The sequence below is a fragment of the Nitrosomonas sp. TNE100 genome (genome assembly GCF_055387135.1).
In genome coordinates, this window is record NZ_AP040997.1 from 1,060,735 (window position 1) to 1,078,381 (window position 17,647).

The 17,647-nt window shown below is 46.4% G+C and carries 19 protein-coding genes and 1 tRNA gene; 15 read left to right on the forward strand and 5 right to left on the reverse strand.

Translation table 11 applies throughout. From position 1 onward, the window contains the following. Positions 1 to 10 precede the first annotated feature (10 nt). The 4 genes from ACZ5EJ_RS05180 to ACZ5EJ_RS05195 form a co-directional block, all read right to left on the reverse strand. A complete protein-coding gene (locus ACZ5EJ_RS05180; RefSeq protein WP_011634206.1) occupies positions 11 to 1,420 on the reverse strand; it encodes a TrkH family potassium uptake protein in 1,410 nt (469 codons plus the stop codon). A 71-nt stretch (positions 1,421 to 1,491) separates the two neighbouring features. Further along, on the reverse strand, positions 1,492 to 2,940 hold the full coding sequence (trkA, locus tag ACZ5EJ_RS05185) for a Trk system potassium transporter TrkA (protein ID WP_011634207.1): 1,449 nt from the start codon (positions 2,938 to 2,940) through the stop codon (positions 1,492 to 1,494). A 266-nt stretch (positions 2,941 to 3,206) separates the two neighbouring features. Next, positions 3,207 to 4,481: a YfiM family lipoprotein gene (locus ACZ5EJ_RS05190; RefSeq protein WP_074455627.1), complete on the reverse strand. Its 1,275-nt coding sequence runs from the start codon at positions 4,479 to 4,481 to the stop codon at positions 3,207 to 3,209. 132 nt (positions 4,482 to 4,613) lie between these two features. After that, positions 4,614 to 5,171: a Slp family lipoprotein gene (locus ACZ5EJ_RS05195; RefSeq protein WP_041353473.1), complete on the reverse strand. Its 558-nt coding sequence runs from the start codon at positions 5,169 to 5,171 to the stop codon at positions 4,614 to 4,616. 261 nt (positions 5,172 to 5,432) lie between these two features. On the opposite strand from ACZ5EJ_RS05195, the gene minC reads away from it, so the two are divergent. The 10 genes from minC (at position 5,433) to ychF (ending at position 12,520) form a co-directional block, all read left to right on the forward strand. Continuing rightward, positions 5,433 to 6,158, forward strand: a complete 726-nt coding sequence (minC, locus tag ACZ5EJ_RS05200; RefSeq protein WP_074455621.1) for a septum site-determining protein MinC — start codon at positions 5,433 to 5,435, stop codon at positions 6,156 to 6,158. Positions 6,159 to 6,183: 25 nt separating this feature from the next. Further along, positions 6,184 to 6,993, forward strand: coding sequence for a septum site-determining protein MinD (gene minD, locus ACZ5EJ_RS05205; RefSeq protein WP_011634211.1), 810 nt, complete (start codon positions 6,184 to 6,186; stop codon positions 6,991 to 6,993). Further along, positions 6,993 to 7,289, forward strand: a complete 297-nt coding sequence (minE, locus tag ACZ5EJ_RS05210; protein WP_011634212.1) for a cell division topological specificity factor MinE — start codon at positions 6,993 to 6,995, stop codon at positions 7,287 to 7,289. Before minD ends, minE begins: the two co-directional genes overlap by 1 nt. A 131-nt stretch (positions 7,290 to 7,420) precedes the next feature. Further along, the gene (gene lolB / locus ACZ5EJ_RS05215) at positions 7,421 to 8,032 is read left to right on the forward strand and encodes a lipoprotein insertase outer membrane protein LolB (RefSeq protein WP_242500224.1); all 612 of its coding nucleotides are present in this window, start codon (positions 7,421 to 7,423) and stop codon (positions 8,030 to 8,032) included. A 24-nt stretch (positions 8,033 to 8,056) separates the two neighbouring features. Beyond that, complete coding sequence (ispE, locus tag ACZ5EJ_RS05220) at positions 8,057 to 8,893, forward strand: 4-(cytidine 5'-diphospho)-2-C-methyl-D-erythritol kinase (protein ID WP_074455620.1); 837 nt, start codon at positions 8,057 to 8,059, stop codon at positions 8,891 to 8,893. 9 nt (positions 8,894 to 8,902) lie between these two features. After that, positions 8,903 to 8,977 (forward strand) — tRNA-Gln (locus tag ACZ5EJ_RS05225). A gap of 92 nt (positions 8,978 to 9,069) precedes the next feature. Next, positions 9,070 to 10,020 carry a ribose-phosphate pyrophosphokinase gene (locus ACZ5EJ_RS05230; protein WP_011634215.1) on the forward strand — a complete coding sequence of 317 codons (951 nt, stop codon included), beginning with the start codon at positions 9,070 to 9,072 and terminating at the stop codon, positions 10,018 to 10,020. Between the two features lie 53 nt (positions 10,021 to 10,073). Then, a complete protein-coding gene (locus ACZ5EJ_RS05235) occupies positions 10,074 to 10,682 on the forward strand; it encodes a 50S ribosomal protein L25/general stress protein Ctc (protein WP_074455619.1) in 609 nt (202 codons plus the stop codon). Between the two features lie 104 nt (positions 10,683 to 10,786). Next, positions 10,787 to 11,374, forward strand: a complete 588-nt coding sequence (gene pth, locus ACZ5EJ_RS05240) for an aminoacyl-tRNA hydrolase (protein WP_074709501.1) — start codon at positions 10,787 to 10,789, stop codon at positions 11,372 to 11,374. 54 nt (positions 11,375 to 11,428) lie between these two features. After that, complete coding sequence (gene ychF, locus ACZ5EJ_RS05245) at positions 11,429 to 12,520, forward strand: redox-regulated ATPase YchF (RefSeq protein ID WP_011634218.1); 1,092 nt, start codon at positions 11,429 to 11,431, stop codon at positions 12,518 to 12,520. 54 nt (positions 12,521 to 12,574) lie between these two features. On the opposite strand, the gene ACZ5EJ_RS05250 is transcribed toward ychF, so the two are convergent. After that, the gene (locus ACZ5EJ_RS05250; RefSeq protein WP_160803423.1) at positions 12,575 to 12,730 is read right to left on the reverse strand and encodes a hypothetical protein; all 156 of its coding nucleotides are present in this window, start codon (positions 12,728 to 12,730) and stop codon (positions 12,575 to 12,577) included. A gap of 295 nt (positions 12,731 to 13,025) precedes the next feature. On the opposite strand from ACZ5EJ_RS05250, the gene leuC reads away from it, so the two are divergent. The 5 genes from leuC to asd all read left to right on the forward strand — a co-directional run bounded on the left by leuC (position 13,026) and on the right by asd (position 17,595). Continuing rightward, entirely contained in the window at positions 13,026 to 14,438 is a 1,413-nt protein-coding gene (gene leuC, locus ACZ5EJ_RS05255; RefSeq protein WP_074455616.1) for a 3-isopropylmalate dehydratase large subunit, read from the forward strand. Between the two features lie 32 nt (positions 14,439 to 14,470). Continuing rightward, positions 14,471 to 14,599 (forward strand): entericidin A/B family lipoprotein, encoded by a 129-nt coding sequence (locus tag ACZ5EJ_RS05260; RefSeq protein ID WP_074455615.1) that lies wholly within the window; start codon positions 14,471 to 14,473, stop codon positions 14,597 to 14,599. Between the two features lie 5 nt (positions 14,600 to 14,604). Then, the gene (gene leuD, locus ACZ5EJ_RS05265; protein ID WP_074455614.1) at positions 14,605 to 15,243 is read left to right on the forward strand and encodes a 3-isopropylmalate dehydratase small subunit; all 639 of its coding nucleotides are present in this window, start codon (positions 14,605 to 14,607) and stop codon (positions 15,241 to 15,243) included. A gap of 25 nt (positions 15,244 to 15,268) precedes the next feature. Beyond that, complete coding sequence (leuB, locus tag ACZ5EJ_RS05270; RefSeq protein ID WP_011634222.1) at positions 15,269 to 16,339, forward strand: 3-isopropylmalate dehydrogenase; 1,071 nt, start codon at positions 15,269 to 15,271, stop codon at positions 16,337 to 16,339. Between the two features lie 131 nt (positions 16,340 to 16,470). Next, positions 16,471 to 17,595, forward strand: a complete 1,125-nt coding sequence (gene asd, locus ACZ5EJ_RS05275; protein WP_074455613.1) for an aspartate-semialdehyde dehydrogenase — start codon at positions 16,471 to 16,473, stop codon at positions 17,593 to 17,595. The last annotated feature ends 52 nt before the right edge of the window (positions 17,596 to 17,647 follow it).

Genomic DNA, 17,647 nt, shown 5'->3' on the forward strand with positions numbered 1-17,647 from the left:
TCTGTCAGCCTTATTTCCGCCAGAAGGCGGGGGTGAAAACAATCATCAGCGTATAAAATTCCAATCTGCCCAGAAACATGGCAAAACTGCACAGCCAGATTTGAAAATCATTCAATGAAGCATAGTTCATAGATGGCCCAATTTTCCCTAACCCTGCTCCTAGATTATTCAGACAGGCAACAGCGGCCGAGAAAGCAGTAATTTCGTCTAGGCCGCTCAGTGTAAGTGCCAGTGTCATCAGCACGATGCTGGTCAGATAGACGAATAAAAATGCCAGGATGGCAAAAATAATTTCATTGGCGACAATGTTTTTACCAATTTTAACCAGAGAAACTGCGCGTGGATGCATAATGATAATCATTTCACGAAAGAACTGCTGAAACAGGATGCGCGCACGGATCATTTTGATACCACCGCCAGTCGAGCCTGAGGATGTGCAGAAGCCGGATAGAAATAGCATCCAGAGCGGAGCGAAAATTGGCCAGAGGGCATAATCAGTGTTGCTGTAGCCAGTGGTTGTGGCAACGGAGACCACATTGAAAGCAGCATAACGTAGAGCAACCAGGGGGTCCGTGTAAATACCTTTGGTCCAGAGAAAACCGGTTATGCCGATGCAGCTGCTTAGCGTGATCAAGATATACAGTTTTGCTTCCGGGTCAGCGCGGTAAGCGGAAAAATTTCTGGCACGCCAGGCAACAAAGTGTGCTGAGAAATTGATGCCGGCAATCAGCATGAACAGTATTGCAATGGCTTCGATCAATGGAGAATCCCAGTATCCGTAACTGGCATCATGGGTAGAAAATCCCCCTAGGCCTAGTGTGCTCAGAGCGTGAGCAATGGCATCGAGAGTGGTCATTCCAGCCAGCCAGTAGGCAATTGTGCAGGCAACAGTCAAAGCAGCGTAGATTAGCCATAAGCGCTTGGCTGTTTCCGCGATTCTGGGTGTCAGTCGGGATTCCTTGATTGGCCCGGGGATTTCTGCACTAAAAAGCTTCCTTCCCCCGACACCGAGCATGGGTAGAATCGCTACTGCCAGTACGATTAGTCCCATCCCGCCTATCCAAGCCATGAGACAGCGCCAAAGGTTAATAGCGTATGGAAATTCATCAAGCCCCATCAATACTGTTGCGCCGGTTGAAGTCAGGCCGGAAGCAGCTTCAAAATATGACTTGGCAACGCCGAGTTCTGGAAAGTAAAAGAACAAGGGAAGCATTCCGAACACAGGTAGTGACAGCCAGACCAGTACAACCAGCAGAAATCCGTCCCGAATCTGCAACTCACGTTTAAACTGGTATGTCAGCAGCCATATTGTTACGCCACATCCCAGTGTGATGAATAAAGTTTCGAGAAAGACAGGCAATGATCCATCTTTCATCCAGTAGGCAACGCCACAGGGAATCAGCAAAACCAGCCCGAACATTAGTATTACCCTGCTCAGGATATTGGCTACCGCAAGGAAGTGATTCACAGGAAATATTTCATAGTATGCGATTACAAAAAACCAACATTGACCTGAAACAATTTTTCAACCTGTCGCACCATTTTTTTATTGACGACAAATAGAATGACGTGATCGTCCTGCTCGATCACCGTATCATGATGTGTGATGATCACCGTAGCCTGATTCCATTGATCAGAAACGCTATTTTCTTCTATTTCAGATAATTTTTGGTGATAAACATCCCTAGGTGGTAGGCCGCGTACGATGGCACCAATGGTGGTTCCTCTGGGTAATTTGATCTCTTCGATTTTGCGGCCAACTATCCGAGAAGAACTAGCATCGCCGTGAGCTACCAGCTCCAGAGCTTCTGCTGCACCGCGCCGCAGGCTATGCACCACCGCTACATCCCCCTGGCGAACGTAAGCCAGCAGTGAACCGATCGTGACCTGTGCGGGTGAAATGGCAATATCGATTCCGCTACCTTGCATCAAATCCACATAAATACTGCGGTTGATCAGTGCAATTACCTTGCGTGCTCCTTTTCGTTTGGCCATCAGGGCAGCCATGATATTGTTTTCCTCGCTATCGGTCAGCGCGCAGAAAATATCCATTTCGCTGATATTTTCACTTTCCAATAATTCTTCGTCGGTAACATCGCCATGCAGAATCAGTACGTTATGCAGGCTTTGAGTCAGTGATTCACATACTTTGATATCCCGTTCGATAATCCGTACCTGATGGGACTGTTGCAATACTTCAGCCAGACGTCGGCCGATTCTGCCACCACCAGCAATCATCACTCGTCTGACAGGTTTATCCATGCGGCGCAATTCATTCATGACAGCCCGAATATCACGAGAAGAGGCGATGAAAAATACTTCATCTCCTTCTTCGACGATGGTGCTGCCCTCGGGGATAATCGAGTGGTTGTGGCGAAAAATTGCTGCGACGCGAGTTTCCAGATTTGGGACATGCTGGCGTAGTTCTTTCAGATGACGCCCGATCAGCGGCCCTCCGCGAACAGCCTTTACCGCGACCAGGCTGACTTTGCCAGAGGCAAAATCCAGTACTTGTAATGCGCCCGGGAATTCGATCAGCTTCTCTATGTATTGGGTCAGGATTCGTTCCGGACAAATTGCAAAATCGACACAAAAATTTTCCTTCGAGAATATATCCGGGTGATCCAGATAATCGGTGGTCCGGATGCGGGCTATCCGGGTGGGTGTATTAAACAGGCTGGCGGCCAGCTTGCATGCAACCAGGTTGGTTTCATCACTGCCGGTAAGTGCCAACATCATGTCGGCGTCTTCCATGCCTGCCTGGATCATGACGTTAGGGTGAGAGGCGCTGCCGATGACCGTGCGTAAATCTAGTCGCTCCTGCAGCGGCGTGAGACTGCTTCTTGCCTGATCGACGACGGTTATATCATTAGATTCGCTGACCAGACTTTCAGCTACGGTTGATCCGACTCGACCTGCTCCCAGAATAACGATTTTCACTAGAGATGCCTGCTTTCACAAGTCGATAACATTTGATACTGCCTGTATTTCGGCTCATGGTGGATCATGGAGCGGAAGATTGCATGGTTGGTTGGTAAGTAAAAACTGCGTCATGTTATATCATCCCTACCCCAAATCCAAGAAAGGGAAGAGCCGGGGTTATGCACGGTATAAATATAGAGACGCTGTGTCTTATCTTTTTCAGCAGATATATGATCTGACTGGTGTAGTTTTTTTGTTTGTATTGAAAAAGGGATTGCCGAAATTCAGTAATGCAACCATTTCAGGGAAGCAACACGCCGCTCGATTTCATCCATGATTTTGTGATATCTGGGATCATTGATGGCTCCAAAGCGGGCTTTAAAAGTACTTTCAGACATGTGTTCAGGCAAGTCGGACCACTGGGGAATGAGATCATCATCACGAATTCCAGACAGGATTATATTGCGCATTCTGCGTGCAGAATCCTGACTGGCCATGGCTTTTTCAGCAAAGCGCGTACCAGAGCGATCTGCAATGAGGTCGTTAAAAGAGAATCCACTACTGGAACGTGCGTCTTCCAGCTCCTTGTATAAACCAATTGCATTGGACAGTATCGTGTCCGAATAGGCGGTAATGACAGCAGAAGCCATGAAGTGCATGGCAAGATCACTGCGCCCGTCCAGCGTGATATTGATTTTGACCGGATTCGGCCAATTAGCAGCTTCCGGAATAATCAACTTGAACGGAACATGTATAACATGGAATGCTGTTACCAGTATTGCAGCCCGAAATTCCTCCAGCACGTTTTCATGTGGTGCATGGCGGATAGTTTCTCGCATGATAAGTGCCAATATTTCAGACAATGGGATCGGTTGTGAAACCTGTCGGCGGTTCTTTTCATTGAGAAAAAGGTGATAGCGCAGTAATCTGTTCAGTGCTTGTTGATCGAAAAAAGGGAGATTGATTAATGAATGGCTGGTATTGTTAATACCCCATCCCTTCCAGTAATAGGTGATGATTACCTCGTTGCGGGATAACTGCAGTTTTCTGAAGGCATCTACTCCGGCGCGTATGTCGGGGTTGGTGATTTGCAGCCATGTCAGAAATTTTTCAAACAGCAAGTTGGCAAATACGCCCGGGATATACAGATTTCCAATCTTGATCGAGCTGAATTCAGGAAGGCCGTTTATTTCAGTCAACGTGGCCCGTAGGTTTAAATAACCATCCATTATTTCCGACGGGATTGGCAGGCTTAATTGAACCTGTGCAGTTTTGTCATGCACCGTGATTTGTGCATACCCTCGTCCGAGATGGTAAGCCAAATAGTTCAGTGCATTATCGATATCATCCGGCAGAATTCTAATTGTAGCGGATGTGCCGGGAAGTACCTGGTAGCGATGGGTATCAAGAATACTTTTCGCACGTGCAATTTGTTCTGGTGTGATAGAGATTTCTCTCGCTATCTTCGGTCGGGTATCGACAGCCAGATAAGTGGCTCCCGCGAGAATGGTAATAAGAACCAGCAAACTGATCCCTGTCAGATTGAGTAATTTCCGCATACAGATCAATGTGGTTTTATATCAGATCGAATACAATCCGGCTACCATCTGGCGATTGGTCTTTGTCACTTCCAGTCTGATATGGCTTATATTGATGCTCACCGAGATGAATGGAGCAAGAATAGCGTGGTATTACCACCATAATCTGTAGGGTCTGTAATAGCCGTTGTAGAAAGAGGGATACCCGTAATAGCCGGGATAAGGTCCGTAACGGTATCTGCTGTTCCAGTACATATTATCTTCCCGATAAGCCTGCGACCAGAGATGGATGGCCTTGGCTGTAATGAGCGGGATATGTATGGTTTTGTTTCCAACTGTGCGCTCAATACCCCCCTTTACTGATCCGGTGATAGTCACTTCCGCTCCTTTGACAAAAATTGCCGGGTCCAGGAATTCACTGGTTTCGACAGCAAAACGCCCTTCTCCGAGTTTGTTGGTTTGTGGGTATCCATTACGATCAAGTGGATAAAAAAGTACCTGCATCAGGCTGGAATCGGCTTCATTTTCCACTTCAATAACTGTGCCTCCCCAGCGGATCGGAGCATTCTTATAGGTATCAATGCTTTGATTGATCAGTTGATAGGGGATGTCTGTAGCCGCAAAATTTCTGATATCCGTCGGCATGCTGGTGCATGCACCTAGGAAGAGCAGGCTGCAAAGCAGGAGGCGAAACGGGATTGAGGGTTTCATATTTTTCTTGGCTGATGAGTAATAAGCTTTGATTTAGACAAACCCTCTGTAGCAAGATTCGTGCGGCTATCTTTCCGCATTACATTGTTTTGTTCAGACTGTAAGTAATTTGTCGGATATCTGATCAAACCAGTTTATTCCGTTTGATTGAAAGGTATAATAATGCTTTTTATATCCGGCCCCGGGTTATCTTGCATAATTCCATTTTTCACATGTCTTTGCATCATAGCCGGTTTTGTACGAGGCTGAGGAATTGCTAATATGAATCAGTCTTCTATCTTAGATTTCAGGAGCGCCACTTCTTTTGTGCCAATCCTGGTTCTCTACAGCAATGACATGGAAATGATCAGCAAGCGATTGCAGGAGAAAATTGCGAGCGCTCCCGGCTTTTTCAGAAATTCTCCTGTGTTGTTTGATTTAAGCGAGTTGAATGAAAATGACATGGAAATTGATGTCGCAGCGCTTATATCACGCCTTCGCCAATTGAGTCTGTTTCCTGTCGGGATCAGGGGTGGAGATCCGCTGCAGGAAAAGCAGGCATTGGCGTTGGCTGTTCCGGTTGACTCTGGCCGTAGCCGTAGTAACCCTGTTTTGCCTGAAGTACAAAAAAAGGACGATGCCGTTCCTGAATTTCAGGCTGTAATCAGGGATGCAGTTCATGCTCCAGCGATGATGATTACTCAGCCGGTACGTTCAGGTCAGCGTGTCTACGCTGCCAGTGATCTGGTGATTCTGGCACAAGTCAGCGCCGGTGCGGAAATTATGGCCGAAGGCAATATCCATATTTACAACACATTAAGAGGGCGTGCTTTAGCTGGTGTGCAGGGAGATATTGAGGCAAGACTTTTTTGCCTGGATCTGCAGGCGGAGCTGGTCTCGATTGCGGGGATTTATAAGACCATCGAAGATTTGAAGGAGATTTCCAGGAAGAAGCCGGTACAGGTTTATTTACGGGACCAAGCATTGATCATCGAAGAATTAAGCTAAAAATATTTCTGAGAAGGAGATTCAATTGGCAAGAATTATTGTTGTAACATCTGGGAAGGGAGGGGTTGGCAAAACCACAACCAGTGCTGCTATTGCCATGGGGCTGGCAAAAAGAGGGCATAAAACTGCTGTCATTGATTTTGATGTTGGTCTGCGTAACCTGGATTTAATTATGGGGTGCGAACGCCGCGTAGTATACGACTTTGTCAATGTCATTAATGGTGAGGCAAATCTTAATCAGGCATTAATCCGGGACAAAAATTGCAATCAGCTTTATATTCTTCCTGCATCACAGACACGTGATAAAGATGCGCTGAATCTGGAAGGGGTGGGCAGGGTGCTGGAAGAGCTCTCCAAAGATTTTAAATATATTGTTTGTGATTCACCTGCAGGTATCGAAAAAGGTGCCTATCTAGCTATGTATTACGCGGATGATGCGTTTGTCGTGACCAATCCAGAAGTTTCATCCGTAAGGGACTCAGATCGCATGCTGGGAATACTGGCGAGCAAATCGCGCCGGGCTGAGTTGAACATGGAGCCAATCAAGGAATACCTGCTGCTGTCACGTTATGATTCGGACAGGGTTGAATCGGGCGAAATGCTGAGTCTGGAAGATGTGCAGGAGATTTTGTCATTGCACTTGCTTGGTGTTATTCCAGAGTCCAAGTCAGTATTGAATGCATCAAACTCGGGAATCCCTGTGATTTTAGACGAAAAAAGCGATGCCGGCCAGGCTTATGCAGATGTGGTTGCGCGTTATCTTGGTGAAAAAAAGCCCCTTCGTTTTATCGATAGCAAGAAAGGGTTTTTCAGAAAGCTGTTTGGAGGTAAATAATGAGCTTACTGGATTATTTTAAATCATCTAAATCTAAAACGGCTTCAGTTGCTAAGGAAAGGTTGCAGATCCTCGTTGCTCATGAGCGTTATTATCGCAATAAGCCATCCTATCTGCCGCAGTTGCAGGAAGAACTGATGCAGGTTATCCGGAAATATGTACAGGTGGATCAGGATGCTATATCTGTAAAATTTGAACAGGATGACAATCAGGAAACGCTGGAGCTGAATATTACTCTACCGGATACGCAAAATCCCCGGAATACTCAACAAGATATGATCCGGAATGCGCTTTAGATGACTGAAATTCGTCAGGAATTTTTTGCAGGGGGCTGGCTGCCAGATCTCTTGAGATGATTTGCGTTGTGCTTTTCTGCTTTCCCGGTTTGAATGCCAGTAGAGCTGGATGTGGGAAGTGGATTCTGGGTGTGATTCTGATTTTAGCCGGATGTGCCGGGCCTGAAATTCACCGTGCTGAGGTAATAACGGTTGTTATTCAGCCTGTGCATGAACAGATTGATACTTCAGGAAAGCCCTTTGTACTTACCGGCAGGCTGGTAGTGAATGCCAAGCAGCAGAAATTTTCAGGCGGGATACGCTGGCGACATACCAGGCAGCGCGATGAGATTTATTTATTTTCTCCTCTTGGACAAGTTGTTGCAGAAATTCTCCAGGATCAGACGGGGGTTCGCCTGACAACTTCCGAGCCAGCAATTTATCAGGCGCAAAGTGCGGAATATCTTACCAACCAGGTACTGGGCTGGGAGCTTCCTCTTGCTGGTTTGCAATTTTGGGTACGCGGAGAACATTATCCGGGCACCATTGCTGAAAAGGATCTGAATAGGAATAATCGCACTGTAGCAATTCGGCAGGATGGATGGAATATTGCCTACCAGAGTTACTACCCGGAACAACCAACTGTTCCGGCTTTGCCCAGGTTATTGGAATTCAGTAGAATGGATGTAAAGATGAAGCTGATTGTTGATCAATGGGAAAAAGAGGCAAAGGGCGTTACTGGAGTGGACAGGAAGCTGCCGTAACAGTTTTTAATTCTCATATAGGGTATGAACACGTTTCCAGCGCCGGCTAAACTTAACCTGTTTTTGCATGTAATCGGACGGCGAGATGACGGTTACCATTTGCTGCAGACAGTTTTCCGTTTTATCGGCTATTCAGATCAACTGGGCTTTGATGTTACCAATGATGGCGTTATCAGACACCTGAATCTGGTTCCCGGCCTGACAGATACGGATGATCTATGTGTTCGGGCGGCAAAACTACTGCAGAAGAGATCCGGTAAAGAAATGCTCGGAGTTGGAATTCATCTGAGCAAGAATATTCCACTTGGAGGAGGATTGGGGGGGGGAAGCTCTGACGCTGCTACAACATTAATCGTTCTGAACAGATTGTGGGGAATTAACTGGGGGCGAGAACGTTTGATGGCACTGGGGCTGGAACTGGGCGCTGATGTTCCGATATTTATCTATGGCAGGAACGCATTTGCTGAAGGAGTTGGTGAAAAACTGGAGGTGATTAACTTGCCACCCGCATGGTATGTCGTTCTGACGCCACCTGCTCCGATTTCCACAGCGGCAGTTTTTGCCAGCAAGGAGTTGACACGAAACACGATTCCCATCAAAATGGCGGCCTTTTCCATGGCGCAGGGACATAATGATCTTGAGCTTGTCGCGATGCGTTTGCAGCCTGTTATCGCCGAATGGCTGGATTGGTTAAAAGGGCGGCATGGATCAACAAAAGTGGCAATGAGTGGTTCCGGATCATGTGTGTTTGCAGAGTTTCCTTCCGAATCTGCTGCGCGAGAGGTACTCAGACAATTGCCTGATAGTATGAGTGGTTTTATCGCACCAGGGCTTGCAAGACATCCTTTGTCGGATTTTTAGAATATTTTTTGGGGAGTCGCCAAGTGGTAAGGCACCGGATTTTGATTCCGGCATTCGTAGGTTCGATCCCTACCTCCCCAGCCAAATCTCAGTGAATCTGCCATTATTATGTCAAATGTGGCGCAAATGGCCGAATCTGTCTGTGTCATCTTTTAAACCAGAAGTAAAAGTTACCTATGTCCTATGACAGCCTGATGGTTTTTACCGGAACGGCCAATCCTAAGCTGGCACATGATGTGGTCAAATACCTGAATATCAATTTAGGGCGTGCGACCGTAGGGCGCTTCAGTGATGGCGAAGTTATGGTGGAGATACTTGAAAACGTCAGAGGTAACGATGTTTTTGTATTGCAATCCACCTGTGCACCAACCAACGACAGTTTGATGGAAATTCTGGTGATTGTTGATGCACTAAAACGCGCATCAGCTAGCCGCGTTACTGCAGCGATTCCCTATTTTGGCTATGCGCGACAGGACAGGAGAGCTCGTTCTGCACGAGTGCCTATTACAGCTAAAGTTGTGGCAAATATGTTGACCAGCGTTGGTGTTGATAGAGTATTGACTATGGATTTGCATTCTGATCAGATTCAGGGTTTTTTTGATATTCCTGTGGATAATATTTATGGCACTCCTACACTGTTGGGAGACATCTGGAAGCATGATTATCAGAACCTGATCGTGGTATCTCCTGATGTGGGTGGCGTTGTCAGAGCTCGTCATATGGCCAGGCGTTTGGAATGTGATCTGGCTATTATCGACAAGCGACGCCCCAAACCAAATGAATCCAAGGTCATGAACATTATCGGCGACGTCAAAGAGCGTACCTGTGTAATTATTGACGATATGGTGGATACAGCAAATACATTATGTGAAGCAGCTTCGGCACTTAAACAGGAAGGTGCGGCCAGCGTGATTGCTTATTCAACCCATGCAGTTTTGTCAGGCAAGGCGGTAGAGCGTGTACAGAATTCTGATCTGGATAAGCTGGTGGTAACAGATACAATCCCTTTAAGAGAAGATGCCAGCAAATGTAACCGTATACAGCAGTTAAGTGTGGCTAGTTTGCTGGGTGAATCCATGCTTAGGGTAAGTAATGAAAGTTCACTGAGTTCGTTGTTTATAGAATAAGATAATTTTAAGGTCTGTTCACGGATGTGATGGGCTGTTTTCAGGAGAATAGAATGCCAATTGAGATAAGCGCTAACAATCGTAATTTACATGGAACCGGTGCCAATCGCCGCCTGCGTATCCAGGGCAGATTACCGGGTGTCATCTATGGAGGAGGCGGTACCGCGCAACCGATAGATCTTGATCACAAAGATCTGTACTACAAACTAAAAACAGATGCTTTTCATGCATCGATACTTTCGATTAACGTGGATGGAAAAAAGGAACAGGTACTTTTACGTGATGTGCAAATGCACCCGTTCAAGCAGCAAGTGCTGCACATTGATTTTCAGCGGATCAGACAAGATCAGAAAATACATGTAAAAGTACCGCTGCATTTCATCAATGCTGACATTGCACCCGGGGTCAAATTGTCAGGCGGGATGATCAGCCATGTAGCGACTGAAATTGAAATATCCTGCTTGCCAAAAGATTTACCTGAGTCTATTACAGTGGATCTATCAGAAATGACAGCCGGTAGCATACTACACACGAGCGATTTGAAGTTGCCGGAAAATGTTGAAATACCAGCTCTGTTGAGGGGTGACAATCAGCCGGTTTCCACTCTTATTATGCCGCGTGGCGGGGAAGTTGCAGATGAGTCCGGCGAAGAATCTGCCTGATTTTGTCTGATGTACGCCAGAGAATTTCTCTGGCGTAATTCTTGCTATTCTGAAATTCACTTCATTTTTTGTTGAGTCATCTGTTGTCGGGACTGTACTGAGTTATGGAACTACCTATAAGATTGGTGGTCGGCCTTGGCAATCCTGGCGATAAATATACCTCAACCCGCCATAATATCGGTTTTGATTGGCTGGATCGTTTGGCTGATGCGCAGCGAGTTTCTTTTGCGCTGGATATCCGTTTCAGGGGATTGTGTGCACGCATTGTTCAATCCGATACAGATATCTGGTTGCTCAAGCCGCAAACCTACATGAATGCCAGCGGTATGTCGGTGGGGGCCATGTGTCGTTACTACAAGATAACACCCGAGCAGATACTGGTCGTCCACGATGAGCTGGATTTGCAACCCGGTATTATCAAGCTGAAATCCGGTGGTGGGACCGGGGGGCACAATGGCCTTAAAAGTATCGTTGCTGATCTTTCCACTCAGGTTTTCTGGCGCTTGCGGATTGGCGTGGGGCATCCGGGGGACAGAAATCAGGTAGTGGATTATGTGCTACACCTCCCGCGCAGAGAAGAAGCGGCGCTGATTGATGAGGCAATAGACCACAGCATACAAGTGTGGCCACTAATCGCCCGAGGAAATTTTGCAGCAGCCATGCAGCAATTGCATACCCGGCAGGAAAACTGACAAAACAAGCAGCGTACTCTACGCAACATTCAGGAAATTGATGGAAACCGGATTATGAGCTTGAAATGTGGAATCGTCGGTTTGCCCAATGTCGGCAAATCTACCTTGTTTAATGCACTGACCAAAGCGGGCATTGCTGCGGAAAATTACCCGTTTTGCACTATTGAACCCAACGTTGGCATAGTTGAGGTTCCCGACTCACGCCTCGCCGAGCTGAGTAAAATCGTTAATCCGCAGCGTGTGCAGCCTGCTATCGTGGAATTTGTTGATATTGCCGGGCTGGTTGCAGGCGCTTCCAGGGGAGAAGGACTGGGCAACCAGTTTCTTGCCAACATCCGTGAAACAGATGCTATTGTTAATGTTGTGCGCTGTTTTGATGATCCGAACGTCGTGCATGTTACGGGGAAAGTTGATCCGCTTGCCGATATTGAAATTATCCTGACCGAACTGGCGTTGGCCGATCTCGCCACCGTGGAAAAAGCCATTGTGCGTGATAGTAAAAAAATGAAATCCGGCGATAAGGAAGCGAGCAAACTGGTTGCAGTGCTTGAAAAATTGGTGCTACACCTTAACCAGGGTCAGCCAGCGCGCACTTTTCCGCTTTCAGACGAGGAAAGAGAAATCATCAAGTCATTATGTTTGCTGACAATCAAGCCGGCCATGTATGTAGGCAACGTGCTGGAAGATGGTTTCGAAAACAACCCACATCTTGATCGATTACGTGAATACGCAGCAAAAGAAAATGCACCAGTCGTAGCGCTGTGCGCCAAGATCGAAGCCGAGCTGGCCGATCTCGACGAAGCAGATAAAAAGGAATTTTTAGCGGATTTGGGGCTGGAAGAGCCCGGCCTCAATCGCCTGATTCGTACTGGTTACGATCTGCTTGGCCTGCAAACGTATTTTACCGCTGGCGTGAAGGAGGTGCGTGCCTGGACCATACACAGGGGAGATACCGCTCCGCAGGCAGCAGGAGCCATCCATACCGACTTTGAAAAAGGCTTCATACGTGCGCAAACTGTTTCCTATGCCGATTTTATTGCTTGTGGCGGCGAAGCTGGCGCGAAGGAAAAAGGTAAAATGCGTGTAGAAGGTAAAGATTACATCGTACAGGATGGTGATGTGATGCATTTTCTGTTTAATGTCTAGCGGGCTGGTGAGGTGTATTTCTTCATCCGCTAGTTTGTGCTTGTACCTTGTGTGTCAGGAAATCGCATTATTCTCGCTAGCGGCAATCTCGCCCGATACAAGTAGAGCGGTAGTTGGAGGTGTTTTGCGCAACATGTGGAATAACTTCATTTCCTGTTGGTGCCCGATAAATTCGGCGATACCATAATTTTTTCCTGTCCCATTCTGCATTATCTATCGACGCTCTAATGAAGCTGATGAAACAGTAGGTTGTATTGGATTTACTTCATCAGCCGTTGCTTTGCGCAACTGTATGAGCATGGCCAAATAGCCCGGCCACCCCTATCCTGATTCTGTATTTAGCGAACTGATTGCGCTTGATAGATTCTAAAAGACTTCCTTATCTTTCTGAAAGATATATTGGAAAAGTTTACTGCCGGGAGATTTTTCATTTGCCCGGTAATTTGTTAATTAGACAGGCTTTATGGGATAATTACGCCCGTAAAAACAGGTAATCATATTGAAAATGAAAACGTTATACGACAAGCTTTGGAATGGTCATGTAGTTCATGCTGAATCGGATGATCCAAATGACATGGTGATACTCTACATTGATCGCCACTTGGTACACGAGGTAACCAGCCCTCAGGCTTTTGAAAATTTGAAGCTATCGGGACGCAGGCCGTGGCGTACTGATTCTATCCTGGCGGTGGCGGATCACAATGTCCCTACAACTGACCGGAGTAGTGGTATCAGTGACCCGATATCTCGTTTACAGGTCGAAACATTAAGTCAAAATTGTGAGGAATTTGCAATTACCGAGTTCAAGATGGATGATGAACGTCAGGGAATTGTACATGTGATCGGGCCGGAACAGGGCGCAACACTACCCGGCATGACTGTTGTCTGTGGGGATTCTCATACCAGTACTCATGGGGCGTTTGCGTGTTTAGCGTTCGGCATTGGCACATCTGAGGTTGAGCATGTTTTAGCGACACAATGTCTGGTTGCCCGAAAATCCAAAACAATGTTGGTCAAAGTTGAAGGAAATCTTGGTCAGGGTGTAACAGCTAAGGATATTGCATTGGCTATTATCGGTGAAATAGGAACAGCGGGTGGTACAGGACATGCTATCGAGTTTGCTGGTAATGCGATTCGATCCCTATCCATGGAGGGCCGGATGACACTTTGCAATATGGCGATCGAGGCAGGCGCACGTGCGGGGATGATTGGGGTGGATGACGTTACGATCAATTATATTAAGGGAAGACCTTTTGCGCCCCGGAAAGATTTATGGGATCGGGCGGTTACGTATTGGCGTACATTGAAAAGTGATGAGGATGCTGTTTTTGATCATATTGTGGAATTAAAGGCAGAGAACATCAAGCCTCAGGTAACCTGGGGAACTTCACCGGAAATGGTAACCACAATTGATGGATATGTGCCAGACCCTGCGGATATCAGTGATCCGATCAAGCGTCATAATATTGAACATGCGCTTGAATATATGGGACTTAAGCCGGGAACGCCCATACAGGACATAGCGCTGGATAAAATATTTATTGGTTCTTGCACCAATTCCCGTATAGAAGATTTGCGTGCAGCAGCAGAAATTGTCAAAGGAAAACGGATTGCCCCTAATATTAAGCTGGCTATGGTGGTTCCTGGTTCTGGTCTGGTCAAGTCGATGGCTGAAACAGAGGGGCTGGATAGAATTTTTCAAGCGGCAGGATTTGAATGGCGTGAACCTGGATGTTCAATGTGCCTGGCGATGAATGATGACAAATTATTGCCTGGAGAGCGCTGTGCTTCGACTTCCAATCGAAATTTTGAGGGGCGGCAAGGCCCTGGCGGCCGAACGCACCTGGTTAGCCCATCTATGGCTGCTGCAGCTGCCATATCTGGTCATTTCGTTGATGTACGCTCTTTTACCCATTAAACAGAGTTTTTTATTTATATAGGAGATTGGTGATGAAAATACTGTTCGCATTATCTTTGCTGCTGATAATTACTGCGCAGCTGGCTGCCTGTAATACGATGCAAGGACTTGGTAAGGATGTTCAGCGTGGTGGCGAAGCCATTGAAAGAACTGCTAAATAAATGGAATGAAAAAATTTGAACAGCTTCGGGGGATAGTTGCACCGCTGGATCGTGCAAATATTGATACAGACGCGATCATTCCCAAGCAATTTCTGAAATCAATCAAGCGTTCAGGTTTTGGCCAGAACCTGTTCGATGAATGGCGTTATCTTGATTATGGTGAACCGGGAAAAGATGCTGCATCGCGTCAACTTAATCCGGATTTCATACTTAACCAATCACGCTATCAAGGGGCTAAAATTCTTGTTACACGCGATAACTTTGGCTGCGGATCCAGCAGAGAACACGCTCCCTGGGCTTTGCAGGATTACGGCTTCGCTGTAATTATTGCGCCAAGTTTTGCTGATATTTTTTACAATAACTGTTTCAAGATTGGTCTGTTGCCAATTGTACTGGAGTCACCTATTGTTGACAGATTGATCAGGGATGCTCTGACAGTGGATGGTTATCAACTAGAAATTAATCTGGAAGCACAAACCGTGATGGCTCTATCCGGTGAGACTTACTGGTTTGAGGTTGATCATTTCCGTAAACATTGCTTACTTAACGGGTTGGATGAGATTGGTTTAACTCTGCAGCATGCCGACAGAATCAGAAAATTTGAGATAAATCGAAGAAATGAGCAGCCTTGGCTATTTTTGTAACAAGAAATGAAGGCAGGTTGAGTGTATGAAAATTGCATTGTTGGCAGGGGATGGTATTGGCCCTGAAATTGTGGCACAAGCCGAGCGCGTGCTGCTTTATTTTAAACAAGAAGGATTAAAAATCGAGCTGGAGCCCGGTTTACTGGGTGGTTGTGCAGTAGATGCAACAGGAAAGCCTTTTCCGGAGGCAACACGTAAACTGTCTGTTGAAGCCGATGCCATATTGCTTGGGGCAGTGGGCGGAATTCAATACGACAATCTGCCTCGCGAAAAACGGCCAGAGCAAGGGCTGCTGGCTATTCGTAAGACACTTGGCCTGTTCGCCAATCTGCGGCCGATAGTACTCTATCCCGAGCTGGTAAATGCATCGACTCTGAAACCGGAGATTGTGACCGGGTTAGATATTTTGATTGTACGTGAATTAACCGGTGATATTTACTTCGGAAAACCGCGAGGTATCGAATACAGAGATGGGCAGAAAGTGGGATTTAATACAATGATTTATTCTGAATCAGAAATCAGGCGTATTGCTCATGTTGCATTTCAGGCAGCGCGCAGGCGAAGTGGCAGATTATGCTCGGTAGATAAAATGAACGTTCTGGAATGTACGCAATTATGGCGTGATGTGGTAACAGAAACTGCACAATCCTATCCGGATGTTACGCTCTCGCATATGCTGGTAGATAATGCAGCAATGCAACTGGTACGTAACCCTAAACAATTTGATGTAATCGTTACGGGCAATATGTTTGGCGATATTTTATCAGACGAAGCATCCATGCTAACGGGTTCAATTGGAATGCTTCCGTCAGCCTCTCTGGATGACCGAAACAGGGGTCTGTATGAGCCTATTCATGGATCTGCGCCGGATATAGCCGGTAAAAATATTGCCAATCCACTGGCGACTATTTTGTCCGCAGCGATGATGCTGCGCTATTCTTTTAATGAGGAGACAGCTGCATCACGAATTGAAAGCGCTGTTCAAAAAACACTGAAACAAGGTTATCGCACCGAGGACATTTATGAAACAGGCTTAAGGAGAACAGGTACCGTGGAAATGGGGGATATGGTCCTGGCAAATTTGCAATCCCAGTGATCTTTCATTTCTGTTTATGAATCTGCCTGTTTTACTTTTTTCTTCTGATTTTTGGATAATACGCCGGATAGCAAGCTGTCGAGTACAGCGCAATATTAAAACTATTTTTTGTAAAAGGCTAAGTGAATTACATGAAACGGGTCGGGTTTGTCGGGTGGCGGGGTATGGTGGGTTCCGTGCTTATGCAACGGATGCGCGAGGAAGATGATTTTTCATTAATTGAACCTGTATTTTTTTCAACCTCCCAGGCAGGTGGGGAAGGTCCGGATATTGGTGGGAATACAGGACCACTCAAAGATGCTTATGATATTGCTGCGCTGCAGGAAATGGACATTATAATTTCCTGTCAAGGGGGGGATTATACCAACGATGTCTTTAAGAAACTTCGTGACTCAGGCTGGCGGGGTTACTGGATTGATGCTGCTTCTGCTCTCAGGATGGATGATGATGCCGTTATTATTCTTGATCCTGTCAATCGTTCGGTTATCGATGAAGCGCTAAACAAAGGTGTTAAAAACTATATTGGTGGTAATTGTACGGTCAGCCTGATGTTAATGGCTGTGGGTGGCTTGTTTGATCAGGACATGGTTGAGTGGGCGAGCATTATGACCTATCAGGCAGCATCGGGTGCCGGTGCTCAAAATATGCGCGAGCTGTTGCAGCAGATGGGAGAAACCCACAATGTTGCAAAAGATTTACTGGATGATCCTACTTCCAGCATTTTGGATATTGATCGTAAAGTTGTTGAAAAAATGCGTAATGAAGAATTTCCCGCTCAGAATTTTGGTGTTCCGTTGGCAGGCAGTCTTATTCCCTGGATTGATCGCGAGGTGGCATACGGACAAAGTCGGGAAGAATGGAAAGGGCAGGCTGAAACCAATAAAATTCTCGGGCATGCTGATCACCCGGTGCCAGTCGATGGAATTTGTGTACGCGTTGGAGCCATGCGCTGCCATAGTCAGGCGCTAACGATCAAACTGAAAAAAGACATTCCTCTGGAAAGAATTAAGGAAGTAATTGCTGGATCCAATGAATGGGTGCGAGTCATCCCAAATGAAAGGGAGGCTACTACCAAAGAACTTACCCCAGTGGCGGTAACCGGAAAATTGGATATACATGTCGGACGCATACGCAAATTGAATATGGGGAATGAATATCTTTCTGTTTTTACTGTAGGAGATCAGTTATTATGGGGCGCCGCAGAACCACTGCGCCGGATGTTGCGTATTCTGATCGAAGAAGACAAGGCTGCATAGAATACTAAGAATTTCATATTTTTCTCAATCTCGAACCGTCTTGCTATAGATA